At 59.5% G+C, this 19263-nt stretch carries 17 protein-coding genes, 2 tRNA genes and 1 pseudogene; 11 read left to right on the forward strand and 9 right to left on the reverse strand.

The genetic code is table 11. From position 1 onward, the window contains the following. Positions 1–1572: 1572 nt before the first annotated feature. Positions 1573–2007, forward strand: coding sequence for a DoxX family protein (locus tag EDY99_RS12650; RefSeq protein WP_033643665.1), 435 nt, complete (start codon positions 1573–1575; stop codon positions 2005–2007). Positions 2008–2065: 58 nt separating this feature from the next. Here the strand turns inward: EDY99_RS12650 and EDY99_RS12655 are convergent, their stop codons facing one another. Then, on the reverse strand, positions 2066–2698 hold the full coding sequence (locus EDY99_RS12655; protein ID WP_033643666.1) for a helix-turn-helix domain-containing protein: 633 nt from the start codon (positions 2696–2698) through the stop codon (positions 2066–2068). 126 nt (positions 2699–2824) lie between these two features. Then, entirely contained in the window at positions 2825–3637 is an 813-nt protein-coding gene (locus EDY99_RS12660) for an IclR family transcriptional regulator C-terminal domain-containing protein (RefSeq protein WP_033643667.1), read from the reverse strand. A gap of 189 nt (positions 3638–3826) precedes the next feature. Here EDY99_RS12660 and EDY99_RS12665 point away from each other — a divergent pair, with 189 nt between their 5' ends. From EDY99_RS12665 to pcaC, 6 genes and pseudogenes are all read left to right on the forward strand, one after another. Then, positions 3827–4516: a 3-oxoacid CoA-transferase subunit A gene (locus EDY99_RS12665; RefSeq protein ID WP_033651809.1), complete on the forward strand. Its 690-nt coding sequence runs from the start codon at positions 3827–3829 to the stop codon at positions 4514–4516. 11 nt (positions 4517–4527) lie between these two features. After that, on the forward strand, positions 4528–5181 hold the full coding sequence (locus EDY99_RS12670; RefSeq protein ID WP_123061793.1) for a 3-oxoacid CoA-transferase subunit B: 654 nt from the start codon (positions 4528–4530) through the stop codon (positions 5179–5181). Positions 5182–5191: 10 nt separating this feature from the next. Then, positions 5192–6394, forward strand: a complete 1203-nt coding sequence (gene pcaF, locus EDY99_RS12675; RefSeq protein WP_016927163.1) for a 3-oxoadipyl-CoA thiolase — start codon at positions 5192–5194, stop codon at positions 6392–6394. Positions 6395–6397: 3 nt separating this feature from the next. After that, positions 6398–7747, forward strand: coding sequence for a 3-carboxy-cis,cis-muconate cycloisomerase (locus EDY99_RS12680; RefSeq protein WP_123061794.1), 1350 nt, complete (start codon positions 6398–6400; stop codon positions 7745–7747). Beyond that, a pseudogene (gene pcaD / locus EDY99_RS24830) lies at positions 7738–8481 on the forward strand (3-oxoadipate enol-lactonase); the annotation flags it as partial. The gene EDY99_RS12680 and the pseudogene pcaD, both read left to right, overlap by 10 nt. Continuing rightward, positions 8482–8892, forward strand: coding sequence for a 4-carboxymuconolactone decarboxylase (pcaC, locus tag EDY99_RS24835; protein WP_223524804.1), 411 nt, complete (start codon positions 8482–8484; stop codon positions 8890–8892). 9 nt (positions 8893–8901) lie between these two features. Here pcaC and EDY99_RS12690 read toward each other — a convergent pair whose 3' ends face one another. From EDY99_RS12690 to pcaH, 3 genes are read right to left on the reverse strand one after another with little or no spacing between them, the layout of a single operon-like run. After that, entirely contained in the window at positions 8902–9834 is a 933-nt protein-coding gene (locus tag EDY99_RS12690) for a LysR substrate-binding domain-containing protein (protein WP_028128141.1), read from the reverse strand. Positions 9835–9893: 59 nt separating this feature from the next. Next, positions 9894–10514: a protocatechuate 3,4-dioxygenase subunit alpha gene (pcaG, locus tag EDY99_RS12695; protein ID WP_016927159.1), complete on the reverse strand. Its 621-nt coding sequence runs from the start codon at positions 10512–10514 to the stop codon at positions 9894–9896. Then, complete coding sequence (pcaH, locus tag EDY99_RS12700; protein ID WP_016927158.1) at positions 10514–11251, reverse strand: protocatechuate 3,4-dioxygenase subunit beta; 738 nt, start codon at positions 11249–11251, stop codon at positions 10514–10516. Before pcaH ends, pcaG begins: the two co-directional genes overlap by 1 nt. Positions 11252–11480: 229 nt before the next feature. On the opposite strand from pcaH, the gene EDY99_RS12705 reads away from it, so the two are divergent. Further along, a complete protein-coding gene (locus EDY99_RS12705; RefSeq protein WP_123061795.1) occupies positions 11481–13376 on the forward strand; it encodes a bifunctional sugar phosphate isomerase/epimerase/4-hydroxyphenylpyruvate dioxygenase family protein in 1896 nt (631 codons plus the stop codon). Positions 13377–13632: 256 nt separating this feature from the next. After that, a complete protein-coding gene (locus EDY99_RS12710; protein ID WP_046687396.1) occupies positions 13633–15006 on the forward strand; it encodes an aromatic acid/H+ symport family MFS transporter in 1374 nt (457 codons plus the stop codon). Positions 15007–15118: 112 nt separating this feature from the next. Here EDY99_RS12710 and EDY99_RS12715 read toward each other — a convergent pair. Further along, positions 15119–15208: transfer RNA gene (locus EDY99_RS12715), tRNA-Ser, on the reverse strand. Positions 15209–15300: 92 nt separating this feature from the next. Between EDY99_RS12715 and mtfA the strand changes: the two genes are divergently transcribed. Then, positions 15301–16101: a DgsA anti-repressor MtfA gene (mtfA, locus tag EDY99_RS12720; RefSeq protein WP_046687397.1), complete on the forward strand. Its 801-nt coding sequence runs from the start codon at positions 15301–15303 to the stop codon at positions 16099–16101. A gap of 99 nt (positions 16102–16200) precedes the next feature. Beyond that, positions 16201–16276 (forward strand) — tRNA-Asn (locus EDY99_RS12725). 54 nt (positions 16277–16330) lie between these two features. Here the strand turns inward: EDY99_RS12725 and gap are convergent. From gap to EDY99_RS12740, 3 genes are all read right to left on the reverse strand, one after another. Next, complete coding sequence (gene gap, locus EDY99_RS12730) at positions 16331–17341, reverse strand: type I glyceraldehyde-3-phosphate dehydrogenase (RefSeq protein ID WP_015378397.1); 1011 nt, start codon at positions 17339–17341, stop codon at positions 16331–16333. A gap of 77 nt (positions 17342–17418) precedes the next feature. Beyond that, on the reverse strand, positions 17419–18393 hold the full coding sequence (locus EDY99_RS12735; protein ID WP_123062175.1) for a GlxA family transcriptional regulator: 975 nt from the start codon (positions 18391–18393) through the stop codon (positions 17419–17421). Positions 18394–18520: 127 nt separating this feature from the next. Then, the gene (locus EDY99_RS12740) at positions 18521–19255 is read right to left on the reverse strand and encodes an SDR family NAD(P)-dependent oxidoreductase (protein WP_123061796.1); all 735 of its coding nucleotides are present in this window, start codon (positions 19253–19255) and stop codon (positions 18521–18523) included. Positions 19256–19263: the final 8 nt, after the last annotated feature.

Here is a 19263-nt window from a genome sequence, read left to right on the forward strand (position 1 = left end):
AGCCTAATAAAGCGGGCTTTTACGTTCGCCAGTCTTTCCCAGAGTCCTTTTAGCGTAAGTTAGTCGTCACCAAGCTCGCAAATTGTTTAGATGTATTAATATTAACAACAATAATAGATTGAACCTATCAATATAATCACAGTGATCGGTTTAAACTATTTTACATTTACATATTTATTTTTTCCTTTTAAAATCAATAAATTGCAAACGATAATTATGCAAGCTAAGAATAGGAAAAAAATCAAAAACTGCCCTAAAAACAACGTTTCATCCTTGGTAGGATAATTCCAGTAATACCACTGGATACAAATAATTTAATTAGCAAATGATAACCACAGTAAATAGTGAAATTTTTTCATAAAACCATGACAGCCAGTCGTTTCTTGCAAGCGGGTAGCACGCAATGATCAATAGAAGACGATGGCAGTGTGACTTTCATTTCCAGCACTCAGTACTTACACATGCGAAACCTGGTGTGAAAATAAACAATTTGGCGAGAGTTTTGATTATTAATTTTAAAGCTAAAGCACAGATTAACATTCCGCCGTGGTGCACCGAATACCTATTGGTACACAAACAGCCTGGTGGATAAAGTATCGTTCTTTTATAGTTAACTCAGGGTAATGATCAGAATAATTTAAGATTCAATTCCCCTTCATGTGTGTTCTCATACGGCTTACCGCGGCAAAAGCACCACTGCAGTAAAGGGTCTCGCAGACTAAAGTGGCATTAGAGATATCATTTACTATAACCGCGAAATAACCACGTAAGCGCTGCAACGACAGTAACCGTGTTAAGACCAGCGATCTGTTCCATATACAAGAAATGTTTCCCTAACTGATAAGACCACTAATTTGATACTAGCAAAGGCAAACCCAATATCAAGAAAAAATATTATTTTTTTAATAAAAAAATAACAAATCAATATACATAAAACAAACAATTCAATAACTTAAAACAGCGCTGAATCGATTACTTTTACGCCAGGAAAAATAGTTCATGGAAATTTACACCCACTCATAACCCCCTCAGTCAATCTCACTCATTCTCTTCGGCATTGAATTGTCATCAAAAAATAAGAAAATCTATAAAAATAAAACCCGCCACTGGCCGTGCGTCCCACAGGATCAACTTTCGCAAGGCAAAATAAGCAAGATAATTCCCAATAAAAAGGCCGAAAAAAAGCGTTAATGATTTAGCGGTTCAAAATAAAAATAAAGGTAACTCTATTGGGTTATTAAAGCGAAAACGCGCACCTTTTCATTGCTGCAAAAAAACCTTATGAATCTTTACGTTGCCTGTCCTTTGACAATCATTGATGAAAACGCAAATCAGGTAGCCAACACATACAGAAAAGAGATGGGCTACGCGGCGGGCCAACCCTGCCGATGACTTTTCTCATCCCCGGTTCGGCCCGTGCGCACAGGTTATTCCGCCTAAAAATCAGGCAGCATCGCTGGCCTCGTCCGGCGATTTAGCGCCAAGCCCACCGTTTTCCTGATCCAGAACAGCTTTCGCATTCATCCGACTGATATATTGATTGAAAATCATTCCTATTCAGGAGAAAAAGCCATGGTTAAGTCACTCAATGCGGCATTCACTCGCTTTTTTGACCACCCGGACGCAGGCAAATTGGCGCTCAGGCTAACCTTCGGCGGGCTGATGCTGTTTCACGGCGTCGCGAAAGTTCAGCATGGCGTCGGCTGGATCGCCGATGCGTTACAACAACAAGGGCTGCCCGCCTTCATCGCCTATGGCGTATATGTTGGGGAGATCCTGGCGCCGATACTGATCGTTTTGGGGCTGTTCACCCGCCCCGCCGCAGGGGTTTACGCCCTCACGCTGGTGGTGGCGTTTTTGATGGTAGGCACCGGCAAGGTCTTCACCGTCACCGACGTCGGCGCCTGGGGCATTGAAAACGAACTGGTGTTCTTTATGGGTGGGGTCGCCATACTGCTGCTGGGCAGCGGGAAGTATGCCATCGCGCGCAATGAAGCCTATCGATAAACCGCGCTATCAATAAGGAGGTTTCTGGTCTGAGCCTCCTCTTTATCTATAACGGCCATTAACGATCGGCCAGCCGGTAAACCGGTACCTTGCGCGTCGTGCCGGTCAGGGTGTCGAAAATCTCCGTTTCCGCCGTCACGATCGTCATGCCGGTTTTTCTTAGCCTGCGCACTTCGGCGGCGATGCGCTGTATGCCGAACCAGAACAGTCCGTCCAGCGCCGTGACGCGCAGCCCCTGCTCCAGCGCCAGCTTAAGCCGCTCACGCGGCGCCTTGAGCGCCTTGGCGATTTCCCGGTAAGGCAGCGCGTCCACGCCCGACGCCGATGTTCGGTGAATGCGGGTCGACAGACCGTATTGGAAGGCCTCGGGCACGTCGCTTAAATCGCTCTTCAGGCTGTAAACGCAGCCAAAGCGCTTGCCGTTGAACACCACATTTTTTTGACTGATCGACAGCTCATCGCGCAGGCCGGCAATCAGCTGCGGCGCCCGCACCAGCAATAAGCGAAACGGCAATTCGAAACTGGTCACATAGTCCACGTTGAGCAACGCAATGCGCAGGCGCTCTTCCGCGCCCGCCTGCGTCTGGCGACACTCGTTCAACACCTCGCTCCACTGGCGCGCAAGCCGCGGGGCTTCATCCAGCGGCGCGAAATGGTATTTCTCGATGTGGTAGTCGATTCTTTCGTTCATGTCCGTTGGCCCCCGCGTCAGTCATCATGCCCTCAGCAAATTACCTTACCCGCGGCCCACAATACAACACCGCATCGCGCCGCAAGATGCGGAAAAATCGGGCGCATACGCCCCCTGCGCGCTCGCTCAAGGTGAGTCGTGCAACAACAGCGATATCTCTTCGGCGGCCGAGCGCAACAAAGGCAGGTGGTGCTGGTGCAAACGCTCTGCGGAAACCTGACCGGCATGCACGCCGACGTTCAACGCCGCGGCGATGCGGCCGTCCGGCGTGGTGAGCGGCACCGCCAGTGAACGCAGGCCAATCTCCAGCTCCTGATCGTTGATGGCATATCCCTGCTGACGCACGCGCGCCAGCTCTTCCCGCAATGCGCTGACGCTCACCAGGGTATGGCTGGTGTAACGCAGTTGAGTCAATCGCGCCAAATAGTCGTTCAACGTCTCACTGGCAAGCCCGCTGAGCAGCACCCGCCCCATCGACGTCGTGCTGGCGGGTAAGCGGCTGCCGACGTGCAAATCGATGGTCATGATCCGCGAAGTTGATGCGCGGGCGATATAAAGAATGTCATCGCCGTCCAATATGGCCATGGAACAGGACTCATTGAGCGTCTGGCTGAGTTGCCTCAACACCGGCTGCGCGGCGTTGGCCAACGGCGAAGCCCCCAGCCAGTTGTGACCCAGCGACAAGACGCGCGGGCGCAGCTCATAATTCTTGCCGTCTTCCGCGTACACAAAGCCCAGCTTACTCAGGGTGTAAAGGCAGCGGCGCACCGCCGCGCGCGGAATGCCGGTACGCTGGCTAATCTGCGACACCGACATCAGCCGCCGCTGCGGCGTAAAAGCCTGCAGGACCTCCAATCCTCGCGCCAAAGAGGCCATAAAGTCGGGATCCCCCTTCCAGGGATCGGTGCTGCTGCGCGTAATTTCCTGTTCTTTTTCCATCCTCGTTACCCCGCTGTCTGCCTGAAATATCGGTGTGCCGACGATCACAACCTGCGAATGCCTCTCAAAGAATAGCCGATAATCGCACACTTTTTCGATAATCGGTATTGTTTGCCTGAAAGGGACGATCTACTTTTCCCATTGACGATAAACACTCCCCCGGCGGGCGCCGAATGAAAGGAACAACAGATGATCGATAAAAGTGTGGCCACCCTGGAAGACGCCGTGTCCATCATTCCGGACGGCGCGAGCATCATGATTGGCGGCTTTGGCCCCGCGGGACAGCCGCTGGAACTGATCGATGCGCTGATTGAACACGGTGCCCGCGAGCTGACGGTAATCAGCAATAACGCCGGCAACGGCGACAGCGGCCTCGCGGCGCTGCTCAAGACCGGCTGTGTGCGAAAGATGATTTGTTCCTTCCCGCGCCAGGCCGATTCGTGGGTCTTTGACGACCTCTATCGCCGCGGCGCGATCGAACTGGAACTGGTGCCTCAGGGCAACCTTGCCGCCCGCATGCAGGCCGCCGGCAGCGGGTTGGGCGGCATTTTCACCCCAACCGCCTTTGGCACGCCGCTGGCGCAAGGCAAAGAAACGCGTGAAATCGACGGACGGCATTACGTATTTGAAACGCCCTTAAAGGCGGATTTCGCCTTGATAAAGGCCCATCGGGGTGACCGCTGGGGCAATCTGGTTTACCGCAAAGCGGCGCGTAATTTTGGCCCGGTGATGGCGATGGCCGCCGCCACGACGATAGCGCAGGTCGCTGAATTGGTGCCGCTTGGCGCACTGGATCCGGAAAACGTGATAACGCCGGGCATCTTCGTCCAGCGCCTGGTGGCGGTGGCGCACCCCGCGACCTTTTCCCTCTCTGCCTGAGGAGTCATAACATGCAAAAATTAACCCGCGACCAATTAGCCCAACGGGTAGCGCGCGATATTCCGGAAGGCGCCTACGTCAACCTCGGGATTGGGCTGCCGACCCGCATCGCTAACTACCTGCCCGCCGACAAAGAGGTGATTCTGCACAGCGAAAACGGCCTGCTCGGCATGGGGCCGTCACCCGCGCCGGGCGAAGAAGATCCGGAACTCATCAACGCCGGTAAAGAACGGGTGACCTTGCTGCCCGGCGGCAGTTATTTCCATCACGCCGACTCTTTTACCATGATGCGCGGCGGCCACCTCGATATCTGCGTGATGGGGGCGTATCAGGTCTCGGCTGCCGGCGATCTGGCCAACTGGAGCACCGGCGCCGAAGACGCGATCCCGGCGGTGGGCGGCGCCATGGATCTGGCCATCGGCGCGCGCAAAGTCTATGTGATGATGGACTATCTGACCAAGACCGGCGAATGCAAGCTGGTGGAACAGTGCAGCTACCCGCTGACCGGATTGGCCTGCGTCAGCCGCATTTATTCGGATTTGGCAATCATTGATATCACCCCGGACGGCCCGCAGGTGCTGGAGCTGTGTCCGGGGCTCACCTTTGACGCGCTGCAAGCGTTAACCCCGATACGTTTACTGCAATCTGACTTGATCCCCGCTTGAGGAAATCGCCATGCAACAGGCTTTTATCTGCGATGCCGTTCGTACGCCATTCGGCCGTTACGGCGGCGCATTATCCGCGCTGCGCGCCGACGATTTGGCCGCTCTGCCCCTGAAGGCGCTGCTTGCCCGACTGCCGCAGTTGGATCCCCACGCCATTGATGACGTTATTCTGGGGTGCGCCAACCAGGCCGGTGAAGACAACCGCAACGTGGCGCGAATGGCGCTGCTGTTGGCCGGATTGCCCCACACCGTGCCGGGCACCACCCTCAATCGCCTGTGCGGTTCGGGATTGGACGCGGTAGGCATGGCGGCGCGCGCCATTAAATGCGGCGAAGCGGAGGTCATCATCGCGGGCGGCGTGGAAAGCATGTCGCGCGCGCCCTTTGTCACCGGCAAAGCGGACAGCGCCTTCAGCCGATCGCTGAAAATGGAAGATACGACGATGGGATGGCGCTTTATCAACCCGCAAATGCGCGCGCAGTTCGGTGTCGAAACCATGCCTGAAACCGCCGAAAATGTGGCTCGCGATTTCGCCGTCAGCCGCGCCGATCAAGACGCCTTTGCATTGCGCAGCCAACAGCGCACCGCCCGCGCTCAGGAGCTGGGCCTGTTTGATGAGGAACTGATCGCCGTCAGCATTCCGCAACGCAAAGGCGAGCCGCTCAGCCTGGTTCGCGACGAACATCCCCGCAGCACTTCTTTGGCCGCGCTGTCCGCCCTGAAAGGCGTCGTGCGCCCCGAGGGGAGCGTCACCGCCGGCAACGCCTCGGGCATCAACGACGGGGCCAGCGCCCTGCTCATTGCCAGCGAACGCGCGGCGGTGCAGTATGGACTCGCCCCGCTGGCGCGTGTGGTCGGCATGTCCGCCTGCGGCGTAGAGCCGCGCATCATGGGTTACGGGCCGGTTCCCGCAGTCCGCAAAGTGCTGGCGCAAACCGGTTTGAGCCTGGCGCAAATGGACGTCATCGAGTTGAATGAAGCCTTTGCCGCCCAGGCGCTGGCCGTGACGCGCGCTCTGGGACTGCCGGATGACGCGGAACAGGTCAACCCTAACGGCGGCGCTATCGCGCTGGGGCATCCCCTGGGGGCATCCGGCGGCAGGTTGGCCATGACCGCCGCTTATCAACTGCGGCGCACCGGCGGGCGTTTTGCCCTGTGCACCATGTGCGTCGGTGTCGGGCAAGGCGTCGCCTTGATTCTGGAACGGATATAACGAATGTCTCTCTATAGCGCAATGTTTATGGCTTCGCCATTAACGCCCTGCTTCAGCGACACGGCGCTGCTGCAGGGCATGCTTGATTTCGAAGCCGGTCTGGCGCAGGCCCTGGCGTCTGCAGGGATTATCGATGACGCGTCCGTGCGGATCATACGCAGCCACTGCCAGGCGGAAAAGCTCGACGCAGCCGCGCTGACGCAGTCCGCCGGATTGGCGGGCAATTTAGCCATTCCCCTCGTCAAACAATTGACGACGTTGGTGGCGCAAACCTCACCGGAAGCGGCGCGTTTCGTTCACTGGGGGGCGACCAGTCAGGATGCGATTGACAGCGGGCTGATGCTGCAACTGCGCAGCGCGCTCGATAAAACCGACGCGCTGCTCAATCAGCTAATTGCGGCGCTGACGGCGCAATGCCGGCGCCATAGCGCAACGTTAATGGTGGGCCGCACCTGGCTGCAACACGCTTTGCCAACGACGCTGGGGCTGAAGCTGGCCGGCACGCTGGACGCCTTGCTGCGCTATCGGGCTCGTCTGGCTGAAATGCGGCCACGCGTGCTCGCGTTGCAATTCGGCGGCGCGGCCGGCACGCTCGCCTCGCTCGGCGAACAGGGCGAGCGCGTTGAGCGGGCGCTGGCGCAAGCGCTGGCTCTGCCGCGCAGCGCCACGCCGTGGCATACCCAACGCGATCGGTTGTTGGAGCTGGCGAGTTGGTATGCCGGCCTGACGGGCTCACTCGGCAAGCTGGCGCGCGACATGTCTTTGTTGATGCAGACCGAAGTCGCTGAAATCAGCGAACCGTCGGCCCCCGGACGCGGCGGCTCCTCCACGATGCCGCATAAGCGCAATCCGGTACTTTGCGCTGCCATCCTCAGCGCGGCCAACCGTCTGCCTGCGTTGATGTCCGGATTGTATGCCGGCCTGGTGCAGGAGCACGAACGCGCGCTGGGCGGCTGGCAGGCCGAGTGGCAAAGCCTGCCGCAGCTCCTGGTGCTGAGCGGGGCGGCATTGGCGCAAAGCCTGGATCTCATTAACGGTCTGGAGGTGCATGAAGCGGCGATGAGGCGCAATCTGGCGCTGACGCAAGGGCTGATCATGGCTGAATCGGTTACCCTGGCCTTGGCCCCCACCCTCGGCCGTCAACAGGCGCACCATCATATAGAACGGTGCTGCCGGCAAGCCCTGGCCACCCAGCAACCCCTGTTAACCCTTCTGTGCGCCGATGCGGAAGTCTCTTCCCGACTCAGCCGGGAAACCCTGGAAACCTTGCTCGATCCGGCCAATGCCACCGGCAGCACGCAGCGTTTCATTCAACAAGTCCTGGCGATGGCCGAAAGGGAGCAATCATGTTGAATTATGTCCTTGAGGGGCCTGAAAACGCCCCGGTTATTCTGTTTGGCAACTCGCTGGGCACCTCATTGGCAATGTGGCAGCCGCAGCGCGACGCGTTCATCGCCCACTATCGCATTCTGCGCTACGACGTTGCCGGCCACGGCGACTCTGCGCCCGATGAACGGCCCGGCTCGCTGGCGCGACTGGGCGAACAGGTGCTGTCCCTGCTGGACACTCTGGCGATTGATCGGGTGCATTTCTGCGGCATCTCCATGGGGGGGCTGACGGGGTTATGGCTGGCGCGCTTTCATGCCGATCGCTTGCTGACGCTGACGATCGCCAATAGCGCCGCGAAAATCGGGGTGACGGAGCATTGGCGAGAACGCGCCGCGCGGGTGCGCCAGTGCGGCATGTCCGCCGTCAGCGATGGCGCGGCAGCGCGCTGGTTCACCCCGGCATTTTGCCAATCCGCCCCCGTCAAGGTGCAAACCGTCGTGCAACAGCTCACCGCCTGCGATCCCGAGGGCTATGCCGCTTGCTGCGACGCGCTGGCGACCGCCGATTTGCGGGCCGAGCTGGCAGGCATCCGCGTTCCGACGCTGGTTATCGCCGGACATGAGGATGCGGTAACGACCGTCGACGATGCAAAAGCCTTGGCGGCAGGCATTCCCGACGCGCAATGCGTCATCCTGCCCGCCGCCCACCTGTCCAGCATCGAAGCCTGGCGGGCATTTAACCGCGCGTTCCGGGCCTTTTTGGATGAGCAGCTCACGCAGCGGCAACGTTATCAGCAAGGCCTGACGGTGCGCAGAGCGGTGTTGGGCGATGAGCATGTCGATAATACCCTCGCGGCGCTGTCGCCGCTCAACGAGGAGTTTCAGCATTTCATCACTCGCTACGCCTGGGGGGAAATATGGACGCGTCCGGGCTTGTCGCGCCATACCCGCAGCCTGATCACCATCGCGATGCTGATCGCCTTGAATCGCGAAGCTGAGCTGAAAATGCATATCCGGGCCGCCTTCAATAACGGCGTCACGCGTGAAGAGATCAAAGAAGTTCTGATGCATGCGGCGCTTTACTGCGGCTTACCCGCCTCGAACGCCGCTTTTCATCTGGCGCAGTCCGTCTTTGCCGAACACGACGCCGGGCGGCGCTCGGACGACTAGAAGACGCGGTTATACCGGCACATCCAGCACCCTTTGGCGCAGCGCAGCAATCAGGCGCTGCTGCTCAGGGGACGAGAGCGCCTCTTGCCGGGTAATGATGCCCAGCGGCTCGGCCATGCCCTGGGTAGGCAACGGCAGCGCACGCAGGTGATTGCTGAACAAGTCGTCACGCACCGCGCCGTAAGGCACCAGCCACACATAGCCATACTGTAGCGTCAGGCAGCGCGCCAGCGTGACCGACAACGTCTCGACGCACCCTTCCGGCACCGCCAGCCCGTGGCTGACAATGAGCGCCTCCGCATTCTGACGCGGCACCGTACCCCGCGGGGAGAGCACTAATGGCCAGCTCAACGCCTCCGCCAGCGAGACATCCGAATGCAACAGCGGATGATGAGGCGCAACCACCAGCCGCAGCGTTTCATGGTACAGCAGCTCGAAGTTGAGCCCCTCCATGCGGGAGGGGTCTGACATGCGCCCGATGCCTAACGTTAATTGCCCCGATCTCACCGCCATCATCAGCGCATCGTTGGCCAGAGTCGTAACCTGCATGCGCCAGCCGGGGGATTGCTGCTGCAACCCCACCACGACCGGCGCGACCAGGCTCACCAGCGTGGTGGGCAGCGCGCCGATATGCAGCGGCGCCGGCAGCGCCTCGCTGTCCGAGGCAAGCGTGCGCCCCAACACATTCAGCGCATCCAAAACGCGACTGGCATCCTGCAGGAAACGCGTTCCGGCGGCGGTCAGTTCCGCCCCCTGCCGATTGCGCGAAAAAAGGCGCTCGCCGGCCAGGCTTTCCAGTTCGTTGAGCGTTTTAGAGAGCGCGGGCTGCGTGATGCCCAATTGCTGTGCGGCGCGCACCAACGTCCCCTGTTGCGCGGTAGCGACAAAGGCGTGCAGATGACGAAGGCGGATGCGTTGGCTAAAGCGAGAAGTCATGTTCATGATTTATAGTATTAACTTGCCGCCGGCGCGGCAAGCTCATTGTCAGGGCGAACAGAGGATCAAATATCAAAAAAAACGGTTTCGTTCTCGCCCTGTAACCAGATGTCGAAATGGTACACCGTCTGATCCCCGCGCTGCCGCCTTTGCGCCAATAACGTGCTGCGCCGTTTTTCCCACTCGATGAGATTCAACACCGGATCTTCGGCATTGGCCGCCTGTTCGTCGGCAAAGTAGAGACGCGTGTTCAACCCGATGTTGATGCCGCGGGCCACTATCCACAGATTGAGATGGGGCGCCATCAACCGGCCGTCGCGCCCCGTCACGCGCCCCGGTTTAATCGTCTCGAATTGCCACAGGCCGCTGGTGAAATCCGAACAGGTTCGCCCCCAGCCGCGAAACGCCGGATCGTCGGGTTTATCCAACTGGCCGTCGGCGGGGTGCTGATATCGCCCGGCGGCATTGGCCTGCCAGACTTCGACCAGCGCGTCTCGAACCGGCGTGCCGGAGCCGTCATAGACATGCCCTTCCACCACGATGCGCTCCCCGCGCGTCTCCGGTTGCGTCAACACATGGGTGAAATTACGCTCGAAAATATCAAAGCCGGCGGCATGCGGCGCCAAACCGATGTGCACATAAGGCCCGGCGGTTTGCGAGGCCGTTTCAGACAAGTACTTTTTCATCACGCGGCTCCCTGTGTACGGTTCTCAAACCACGTGGCTCGATGGCCCCGCAGCACCAGATCAAAGCGGTAAGCCAGGCTGTCCAGCGGCACGGCGGCGTGCATATCCAGCTCGGCAATCAGCGTGCGCATCGCATCGTCACTGCCTACCGACTGCAAGATGGGGCAGCGAACGAGCAACGGATCGCCTTCAAAATACATCTGCGTGATCAAGCGCTGCGCGAACGCCTCGCCGGAGAGCGAGAAGTGAATATGCGCCGGACGCCAGTCGCTGACCTGATTGCGCCAGGGATACGGGCCCGGCTTGATCGTACGAAAACAGTAATACCCGTTGTCGTCGGTCAGCATCCTGCCGCAGCCGCCAAAGTTGGGATCGATAGGCGCCAGATACTGATCTTTCTTGTGACGATAGCGCCCTCCCGCATTGGCCTGCCATACCTCGACCAGGGCGTTGCGCACCGGCGCCCCGAAGGCATCCCGCACAAATCCATGCACGATGATCCGCTCGCCGATCGGTAAGCCGTCTTTGGCGTAATTCAGAATCAGATCGTGATCCAGCGGGCCGATATCCGTTGGCGTGAAGACGGGGGCGGTCAGTTCAGACAGCGAGTTTTGCAATGAAATTAATGCATTGCGCGGCGACCGCAGCACGCTGGTTTTATACAGCGGCGCCAGCGCCGGCGGGTGATGACTGTAATCTCGATGCACCAGTTCTCGCGCCATCCAATCACTTTTCATCCCGGTATCCTTATTATTTGAGGGTACATGTCGTCAGAGTGTAGGAAGCGCAATATGTAAAAGTAAAGTGAGAAAATCGATCGCTTTATATAACCAAAAGTAATGGAATGTTCTGAATTGACGAAACATTTCATTTGGTCCATAACATGATTCAATTCCCGTCGGTGGTCCGCCTCGCTGCTGAATGGTCGCTTTCAGGTCATCCATGACCGCTTAACTGGAGGCAATGATGAAACGTTCTATCGCGACGGTCTCGGTATCGGGTTCGCTGCCGGAAAAACTGCGGGCTATCGCCGCCGCAGGCTTTGATGGCGTCGAAATTTTCGATAACGATCTGGTCTACTACCCCGGCTCACCGGCGGAAATCCGTGAGTTGTGCGCCGAACTGGGCCTGGAAATTTTACTGTTCCAACCGTTTCGGGACTTCGAAGGAGGCCCGCGCGAAACGCTGGCGCAGAACCTTTCCCGCGCGGCGCGCAAGTTCGAAGTCATGCAGCAACTGGGCTGTTCTCGCATGCTGCTCTGCAGCAATGTCTCGCCCGACAGCAGCGAAGACATGGCCACGCAAGTGAGCGATTTGCGCGCGTTGGCGGAGTTGGCCGTCGAGTATGATATTACTGTCGGTTATGAAGCGCTGGCCTGGGGACGTCACGTGAATATGTGGCGCGACGCCTGGGCGCGCGTGAAGGCCGTAGATCATCCGGCGTTGGGGATCATTCTCGATAGTTTTCATATCCTGTCGCGCGGCGATAACCTCGATGGCCTCGAGGACGTGCCGCCCGAAAAAATCGTGTTTGTCCAACTGGCGGACGCCCCGCTGTTGAAGATGGATGTGCTCGCCTGGAGTCGCCATTTCCGCTGCTTCCCCGGCCAGGGGGAGCTGAATCTGACCCAGTTCATGACCCAACTTTCCGCGCATGGCTATCGCGGCACCTGGTCGCTGGAGATATTTAACGATGGTTTCCGCGCCTCGCCGGTACTCCCCACGGCCCAGGACGGTTTCCGATCGTTGTTGTGGCTGGAGGAGCAAACCTATGACTGGTTGGCCAAACAGCCTCTGCTGCCCAACGCCATGGCCTCGCTCATGGAACGTTCCTTATTCCATTCGCAGCCGCATCCGCCCTTGCTGGCGCTGGAGTTTATCGAATTTGCCGTCTCGCACAACGACGGGCTGGCGATGGGCCAATGGCTGACGCAGCTGGGATTGGTTCACGCCGGCGAGCACCGCTCCAAAAGCGTCGCCCTCTATCGCAACGGCAAAGTGAATGTCATTCTGAATGCCCAGCCGGAAAGCCAAGCCAGCGGCTATTATCACCTGCACGGCATTTCCCTGTGCGCCGTGGCGTGGCGGGTGCGCGGCGTAGCGCGTTTACTGCAACGGGCGCAAGACTACGGGTACGCCATCTGGCAAGGAGAAACCGGCCCCAACGAGCGGCAAATCCCCGCGCTGTGCGCACCGGACGGCAGCCTGATTTATCTGGTGGAAGCGGACGAAGATCCCAAGAACGATATTTATCACGCTGATTTTCATCTGACGCATCGCAGCGCGCCGCCGCCCGCGCTGCAAAGCATCGATCACCTGGCGATTGCGCTGGCTGATGAATCGAGCGGCAACTGGATCATGTTCCTGCGCAGCGTGCCGGGTTTTGTGCAGGACAACGAGTGGGAATTGCCCGATCCGCTGGGTTTGGTTCGCAGCCGCGTCTTGCGCAGCCCCAACGACGCCATCCGGCTGCCGCTGAATATGTCGGTGAGCCGGGAAACGCAAATTGCCCAGGCGCTAACCGCCTATCAGGGCGCAGGCTTGCAGCACGTCGCCTTTGGCTGCGAGGAGCTGTTCAGCATGGTGAAAGCGGCGCAGGCGCGCGGATTAAAAACGCTGCGTATTCCCGATAACTACTATCACGATCTCAGAGCGCGTTTCGATCTGGACCCCGCTTTCCTCTCACAGCTGCAAGCGGGCAATGTGCTCTACGATCGAGACGATCAGGGCGGTGAATTGCTGCATGTCTACACCGTTCCTTATGAAAAAGGCCGCTTCTTCTTCGAACTTCTGGAGCGCCGAGGCGGCTACCGCGGCTTTGGGGCCGCCAACGCCCCGGTTCGGCTCACCGCCATGCGTTAATCGCGCGGGCCATCAAGGCCCGCCTGTTCTTCCATCTTACTGAAAAGGTTAATGATCGCGCTCACACTCTCAGTGGCCTCCGGCGCCGCCATTCTCACGGCAATCCCTTTTCATAACATAAAGTTAACACTGCCTCGTCACTCACCGCCGGCTCAATTGTCCGATAAACGCACATTTTTTCGATTATCGCCGTTTAACGTCCACCCAGGGGCTGCTTATAGTGATGACACTCAACTACTGCACCGGGGGCACCTCCATGTCGGGAAACAACGCAATCAATGTTCGGGCGCTGATCGACGACCGCCCGTTAGGCAAATGGCAAAAGATGATCGTGCTGCTCGGCTTTTGCATCATTGCTCTGGATGGATTCGATATCGTTATCATGGGATTTATTGCGCCAGAGCTTAAGGCGGATTGGCAAATCACTAACCGCGAACTGGGGCTGGTGATCAGCGCGGCGCTGATTGGCCTGTCGCTGGGCGCGATGCTATCCGGGCCATTGTCAGACAGATTCGGCCGCAAAGTCGTCATCATCAACAGCGTGTTCTTTTTTGGCGTTTGGACGCTGGTGACGGCGTTTTCTCAAAATATGGAGCAGATGATGTTATTTCGCCTGCTCACCGGATTGGGGCTCGGCGCCGCCATGCCGAATGTCGGCACCCTGGTGGCGGAGTTCGCGCCCGCCCGACGCCGCGCTTTCTTGATTACCGTGGTTTTCTGCGGCTTCACCTTTGGCGCCGCCTTGGGCGGATTCGCCGCGTCCTGGCTGATGCCGCGCTTCGGCTGGCATGCCGTGCTGCTGCTCGGCGGGATCTTGCCCCTGCTGTTCGCGCCCGTGCTGATGGCGGCGTTACCCGAGTCGGTGTGTTTCCTGGTGGCGAAACGGGCAGATCAGGGCGGCATTCAGCGCATTCTGGCGAAACTGGCGCCCGATCGCGATTTTCGACATTCTACCGTCGTTCTGCCCCCGCCGGGCCAGGTCTGCACTCATCCGGTTAAACTGGTGGTGAGCGCACGGTACCGCTTCGGCAGTTTAATGCTGTGGGGCGCGTATTTTAGCGCGCTGTTTCTGTACTACACCTTAGGCAGTTGGCTGCCGCTGCTGATTAAAGACAGCGGTTTCAACATCGCGCAAGCGGCGGTCATCACCGCGCTGTTTCAGGCGGGCGGGACATTAGGGTCGCTATTTTCCGGGTGGTTGATGGACAGATCCGAACCGCATCGCGCGTTGGCGTCGATTTATGGGTTGGGGGCGCTGTTCACTCTGCTGATGGGGATGGCGATGGGTTACCCCCTCCTGATGGGCGGCTGCGCGATGGCCATCGGGTTCTGCATCGGGGGCGCCAACACCGGCATGAACGCGTTGTCGGCCAGCTTTTACCCCACCGAAGCGCGAGCCACCGGCTCCAGCTGGATGCACGGCATCGGCCGTTTGGGCGCTATCTTAAGCGCGCTGGCCGGGGCTGAAATGCTAGCGCTCGGTTGGAGCTTCAGCACCATTTTCGCCGTCCTGGCGCTGCCCGCCCTGCTGACGGTGGCGATGATCGTCGCCAAGCGGCGTCATCAGGCGCGTCAAGCGACAGAGCATCAATATGCCGCCTATCTGGATGCGCGTTCGAATGATGTTTGATTGCGTCGGGAAATAATCGAGAACAAAGGGGAAGGCGTGTCGGCCTGCAGGGCCGGGGCGCTTTAACTGTGATGGGGATCGTTGAAAGATTTTTTCGTAAGTGATTGAATAATGGCGGAGAGAGGGGGATTTGAACCCCCGGTAGAGTTGCCCCTACTCCAGTTTTCGAGACTGGTCCGTTCAGCCGCTCCGGCATCTCTCCTGACAACGCTTGCTATCATGCCCGCTTTTACGGCATTTTTACAGCATTAGCATACCGCTGAACGTTCAAGTGACGACTTTACGAGCAACCTGATGATTAAATGGCCGTGGAAAGCGACTCAACCTTCTCACCCCGAGGCGGATACCCAGGCACAGTGGCGGGACGCGCTGGCGATCCCGCTGCTCTCGCCGCTGAATGAGCAGGAGCAGCAGCGGCTGGTGGCCGTTGCCGGGCAGATTTTGCAGCAAAAGCGCATCGTGCCGCTGCAGGGACTGCAGCTCACCTCGCAGATGCAGGCGCGCATCGCCCTGCTGTTCGCCTTGCCGGTGCTGGAGCTGGGCGCGGAGTGCCTCGACGGCTTCAACGAAATTCTGCTCTACCCCACCCCATTCGTGGTGGAAGACGAATGGCAGGACGAGATCGGCCTGGTGCACTCGGGGCCGGTGGTGCAGTCCGGCCAAAGCTGGGAACAGGGGCCGATCGTGCTCAACTGGCAAGACGTGCAGGACTCTTTCGACCTTTCCGGTTTTAATCTGGTGATCCACGAAGCGGTACACAAACTGGATATGCGCAACGGCGGCGTCGCCACCGGCGTGCCGCCGATCCCGCTGCGCGAGGTGGCCGCCTGGGAACATGATCTGCACGCCGCGATGGAAAGCCTGCAGGACGAGATCGACATGGTCGGCGAAGAGGCCGCCAGCATGGATGCCTACGCCGCCACCGATGCGGCCGAGTGCTTCGCCGTGCTGTCGGAGTATTTCTTCAGCGCTCCCGAACTGCTGGCCGAACGCTTCCCGGCGCTGTATCAGCACTTTTGCCGCTTCTACCGCCAGGATCCGCTGGCGCGCCTGCTGCGAGACCAGGCGGAAAACGACGCGCAATGGGCTGATTGACGAGCTTATTGCTCAGATACCGAGCAGTCGCACCGCCTGGGGCAATTTAGCGTTGACACACCCGGAGCCGCTGGATATGATGCGCCCCGTTCACACGATTCCTCTGTAGTTCAGTCGGTAGAACGGCGGACTGTTAATCCGTATGTCACTGGTTCGAGTCCAGTCAGAGGAGCCATATTTAGAGAAGTCCGCTTAAGGAAACTTAAGCGGGCTTTTTGCTGTTGGGCGTTTACAGCCCGCGTTGTTCCATCAGCAGCGCCAGATCGACCAAGCGGTTGGAGAAGCCCCATTCGTTGTCATACCAGGCGAGCACTTTCACCAGGTTGCCGCCGATCACCAGCGTGGACAGGCCGTCGATGATCGACGAACGCGCATCGCCGCGATAGTCGCTCGACACCAGCGGTTCATCGCTGTACCCCAGGATCCCTTTCAGCGGGCCGGACGCCGCCGCCGCGCGGAAAGCGGCGTTGATCTCCTCCACCGTCGCCGGGCGTTTCAGCGTCACCGTCAGATCGACAATGGAAACCACCGGCACCGGCACCCGCAGTGAATAACCGGTCAGGCGGCCGTCCAGCTCGGGGATCACCTTGCCGAGCGCCTTGGCCGCACCGCTGGAGTAAGGCACGATAGACTCCGCCGCCGCCCGCGCGCCACGCAGATCTTTTTCCGGCTGATCGTGCAGCGCCTGGCTGTTGGTATAGGCGTGAGTGGTGTTCATCAGCCCGTATTCGATGCCGAACGCCTGATGCAGCACCTGCGCGGCGGGCGCCAGCCCGTTGGTGGTGCAGCTGCCGTTGCTGACCACCTTATGCAGCGCCGGATCGTAGAGCTGGTCGTTAACCCCCATGACGATGGTGATGTCGTCGTTCTTGGCCGGCGCCGAGATAATCACCCGCTTGGCGCCGCCGTGCGTGATGTGCACTTCCGCCTTGGCTTTATCGGTAAAGAAGCCCGTCGCTTCGATCACCACGTCAACGCCCACGCTGCTCCAGGGGATCTCGGCGGGATCGCGCTGCGAAAACACCTGAATCGGCCGGCCGTCCAGCAGCAGCTGGTTGTCGCCGGCTTCCACCCTGGCCGCCAGCGTGCCGGAAAGCGTGTCGTATTTCAGCAGGTGCGCCAGCGTTTTGCTGTCCGTCAGATCGTTGATCGCCACCACTTCAAAATCGCTGCGCCCCAGCGCCGCGCGCAGCACGTTGCGTCCGATCCTGCCAAATCCATTAATGCCTACTCTCACCATGATGCACTCCTCGTTTTGGGCTTTGCCTCAACTCTAGCCCTGCCTCGAAGCGGCGTAAATGACGTTTACCGATCAATTTACGCCAAATTGCGCGCATGAAAGCGTTCGCGGTATTCGCTCGGGGTCAGCTGCAGTTTTCGCTCAAACACCCGCCGCAGGTTAAGGCCGTTGCCAAAGCCGGTGGCCAGGGCGATCTGTTCGATGCCTTGCGCACTCTGCTCCAGGCGCTGTCTGGCGGTATGCAACCGCCCTTCTTCGACGAATTTGGCGGGAGAAATGCCCGTCTCGCGGGTGAACACGCGGGTAAAGTTGCGCGGGCTCATCGCCACGCGTTCGGCCAACCGTTCAACGCTGAGATCGTCGGCGAGATTCTCCAGGATCCAGGACTGCAGGTCGCGGATCGGGCCCGGCGATTTGGCCTGGTTGAGCGGGTAGCGGCTGAACTGCGCCTGCCCGCCGGGGCGGCGCAGAAACATCACCAGATCCTGCGCCACTTCACGCGCCTGCACGAAGCCGTAGTCGTCCTCCACCAGCGCCAGCGTCAGGTCGAAGCCGGAGCTGACGCCGCCGGAGGTCCAAATCGGCCCGTCCTGCACGTAGATCGGGCCGTTTTCGACCTGCACCTGCGGGAAACGCGCCTGCAGCGTTTCCGCCAGTCGCCAGTGGGTGGTCGCCCGCCGTCCGTCCAGCAACCCGGCTTCGGCCAGCAACAGTGCGCCGCCGCAAACGGAGGCGATACGGCGCGTCTGCGGCGCCGCGCGGCGCAGCCAAGCCGCCACCAGGGCGCCCTCTTCTTCGCTCGCCCCTTTGCCGGCGACGATCACGGTATCGCGCGGCTGGGCCGGATCGAGATCCGCCAGGCGATGATCGGCCAACAGGCTCAGCCCGGACAGGCCGTGCACCACCCGGTGAGATTGCGTGGTGGCGACCGCGATCTGATACAGCGGCGTCTCGGCAGGGCTCAGGCGATTAGCCTGCATCAGGATATCGGCGATGCCCGCCGCTTCGAACAGCATGCCCCCTTCAGGGACGATAATCAGGAATGAGTGCATGGCGATAATATAAATAACAATCAAAACAGGCCAGGCGACCACTGTATAAGAAAAGCCCCGTCGGTTCACCCTGCGGGCATAAAAAAAGCCCGCCGATAATCACCGGCGGGCCAGGAAGGAACGGCCATCAAGCCTGCGGCAGGTGCGCCCCGCCGGCGCGCGCCAATTGCGCCAACAGCGCCGTTTGAAACGCCTCATCGTGCACCGCCGCGTGAGGTTCAAGCCGCTGCTGGTGGTGCCAATAGCCGCCGGACGCCAGGGCCTGCGGTTCATCGCTGGTCACCAACCACGCCTGCGTCACATGCCCCAGCGCCAGATCGTCGGGCGCGTCCGCGCCGCCCATTTTGGTCGGCACCCAACCGGGATCGACCGCGCTGCTGATCACGTCAGGCCACAGGCGCGCCACGGCGGCGGCCAGCGCGGTGACGAACAGCTTGCTGTCCGAATAAGAACCGCCAGCGCCGCCAAGCCAATCCACGCCGTTCAGTTCCGCCACGCCGTCAAAATGCATGCTGCTGCTCAGGTAGACGACACGCTTGGGGCGTTCGATCAGGGCCGTCAGCAGGTAGGGCGCCATGACGTTCACCGGCATCACCTGCAGCCCGGTAAACATGCCGGCATTGTGGATCACCGCGTCCGGGCGGCCGAGGCGATTGACCTGCTCGGCAAGCTGCCGGATCTGCTGCACATCGGACAAATCGCCGATCGCCGCCTGTGCACCGCGATCCAGCAGATCGCGCACCGCGTCCAGACGGCCGGGTGCGCGCGCATGCAGAATCACCTGATGCCCTTCGTCCAACAGCGTTTGCGCGGCGGCGCGGCCCAGCCCATCGACCGAACCGGTAATGAAAATGCGTGACATGCCACTCC

Source organism: Serratia sp. LS-1 (genome assembly GCF_003719595.1).
Classification (GTDB): Bacteria; Pseudomonadota; Gammaproteobacteria; order Enterobacterales; family Enterobacteriaceae; genus Serratia; species Serratia ureilytica.

What these genes read in the sequence shown, in the direction of transcription:
- EDY99_RS12740 (WP_123061796.1), bottom strand. Translation starts at nt 19,255, where the DNA reads ATGTCACGCATTTTCATTACCGGTTCGGTCGATGGGCTGGGCCGCGCC.
- EDY99_RS12665 (WP_033651809.1), top strand. Translation starts at nt 3,827, where the DNA reads ATGATCGATAAAAGTGTGGCCACCCTGGAAGACGCCGTGTCCATCATT.
- mtfA (WP_046687397.1), top strand. Translation starts at nt 15,301, where the DNA reads ATGATTAAATGGCCGTGGAAAGCGACTCAACCTTCTCACCCCGAGGCG.
- EDY99_RS12650 (WP_033643665.1), top strand. Translation starts at nt 1,573, where the DNA reads ATGGTTAAGTCACTCAATGCGGCATTCACTCGCTTTTTTGACCACCCG.
- gap (WP_015378397.1), bottom strand. Translation starts at nt 17,341, where the DNA reads ATGGTGAGAGTAGGCATTAATGGATTTGGCAGGATCGGACGCAACGTG.
- pcaG (WP_016927159.1), bottom strand. Translation starts at nt 10,514, where the DNA reads ATGAAAAAGTACTTGTCTGAAACGGCCTCGCAAACCGCCGGGCCTTAT.
- EDY99_RS12680 (WP_123061794.1), top strand. Translation starts at nt 6,398, where the DNA reads ATGTCTCTCTATAGCGCAATGTTTATGGCTTCGCCATTAACGCCCTGC.
- pcaF (WP_016927163.1), top strand. Translation starts at nt 5,192, where the DNA reads ATGCAACAGGCTTTTATCTGCGATGCCGTTCGTACGCCATTCGGCCGT.
- EDY99_RS12735 (WP_123062175.1), bottom strand. Translation starts at nt 18,393, where the DNA reads ATGCACTCATTCCTGATTATCGTCCCTGAAGGGGGCATGCTGTTCGAA.
- pcaH (WP_016927158.1), bottom strand. Translation starts at nt 11,251, where the DNA reads ATGAAAAGTGATTGGATGGCGCGAGAACTGGTGCATCGAGATTACAGT.
- EDY99_RS12670 (WP_123061793.1), top strand. Translation starts at nt 4,528, where the DNA reads ATGCAAAAATTAACCCGCGACCAATTAGCCCAACGGGTAGCGCGCGAT.
- EDY99_RS12655 (WP_033643666.1), bottom strand. Translation starts at nt 2,698, where the DNA reads ATGAACGAAAGAATCGACTACCACATCGAGAAATACCATTTCGCGCCG.
- EDY99_RS12705 (WP_123061795.1), top strand. Translation starts at nt 11,481, where the DNA reads ATGAAACGTTCTATCGCGACGGTCTCGGTATCGGGTTCGCTGCCGGAA.
- EDY99_RS12690 (WP_028128141.1), bottom strand. Translation starts at nt 9,834, where the DNA reads ATGAACATGACTTCTCGCTTTAGCCAACGCATCCGCCTTCGTCATCTG.
- EDY99_RS12710 (WP_046687396.1), top strand. Translation starts at nt 13,633, where the DNA reads ATGTCGGGAAACAACGCAATCAATGTTCGGGCGCTGATCGACGACCGC.
- EDY99_RS12660 (WP_033643667.1), bottom strand. Translation starts at nt 3,637, where the DNA reads ATGGAAAAAGAACAGGAAATTACGCGCAGCAGCACCGATCCCTGGAAG.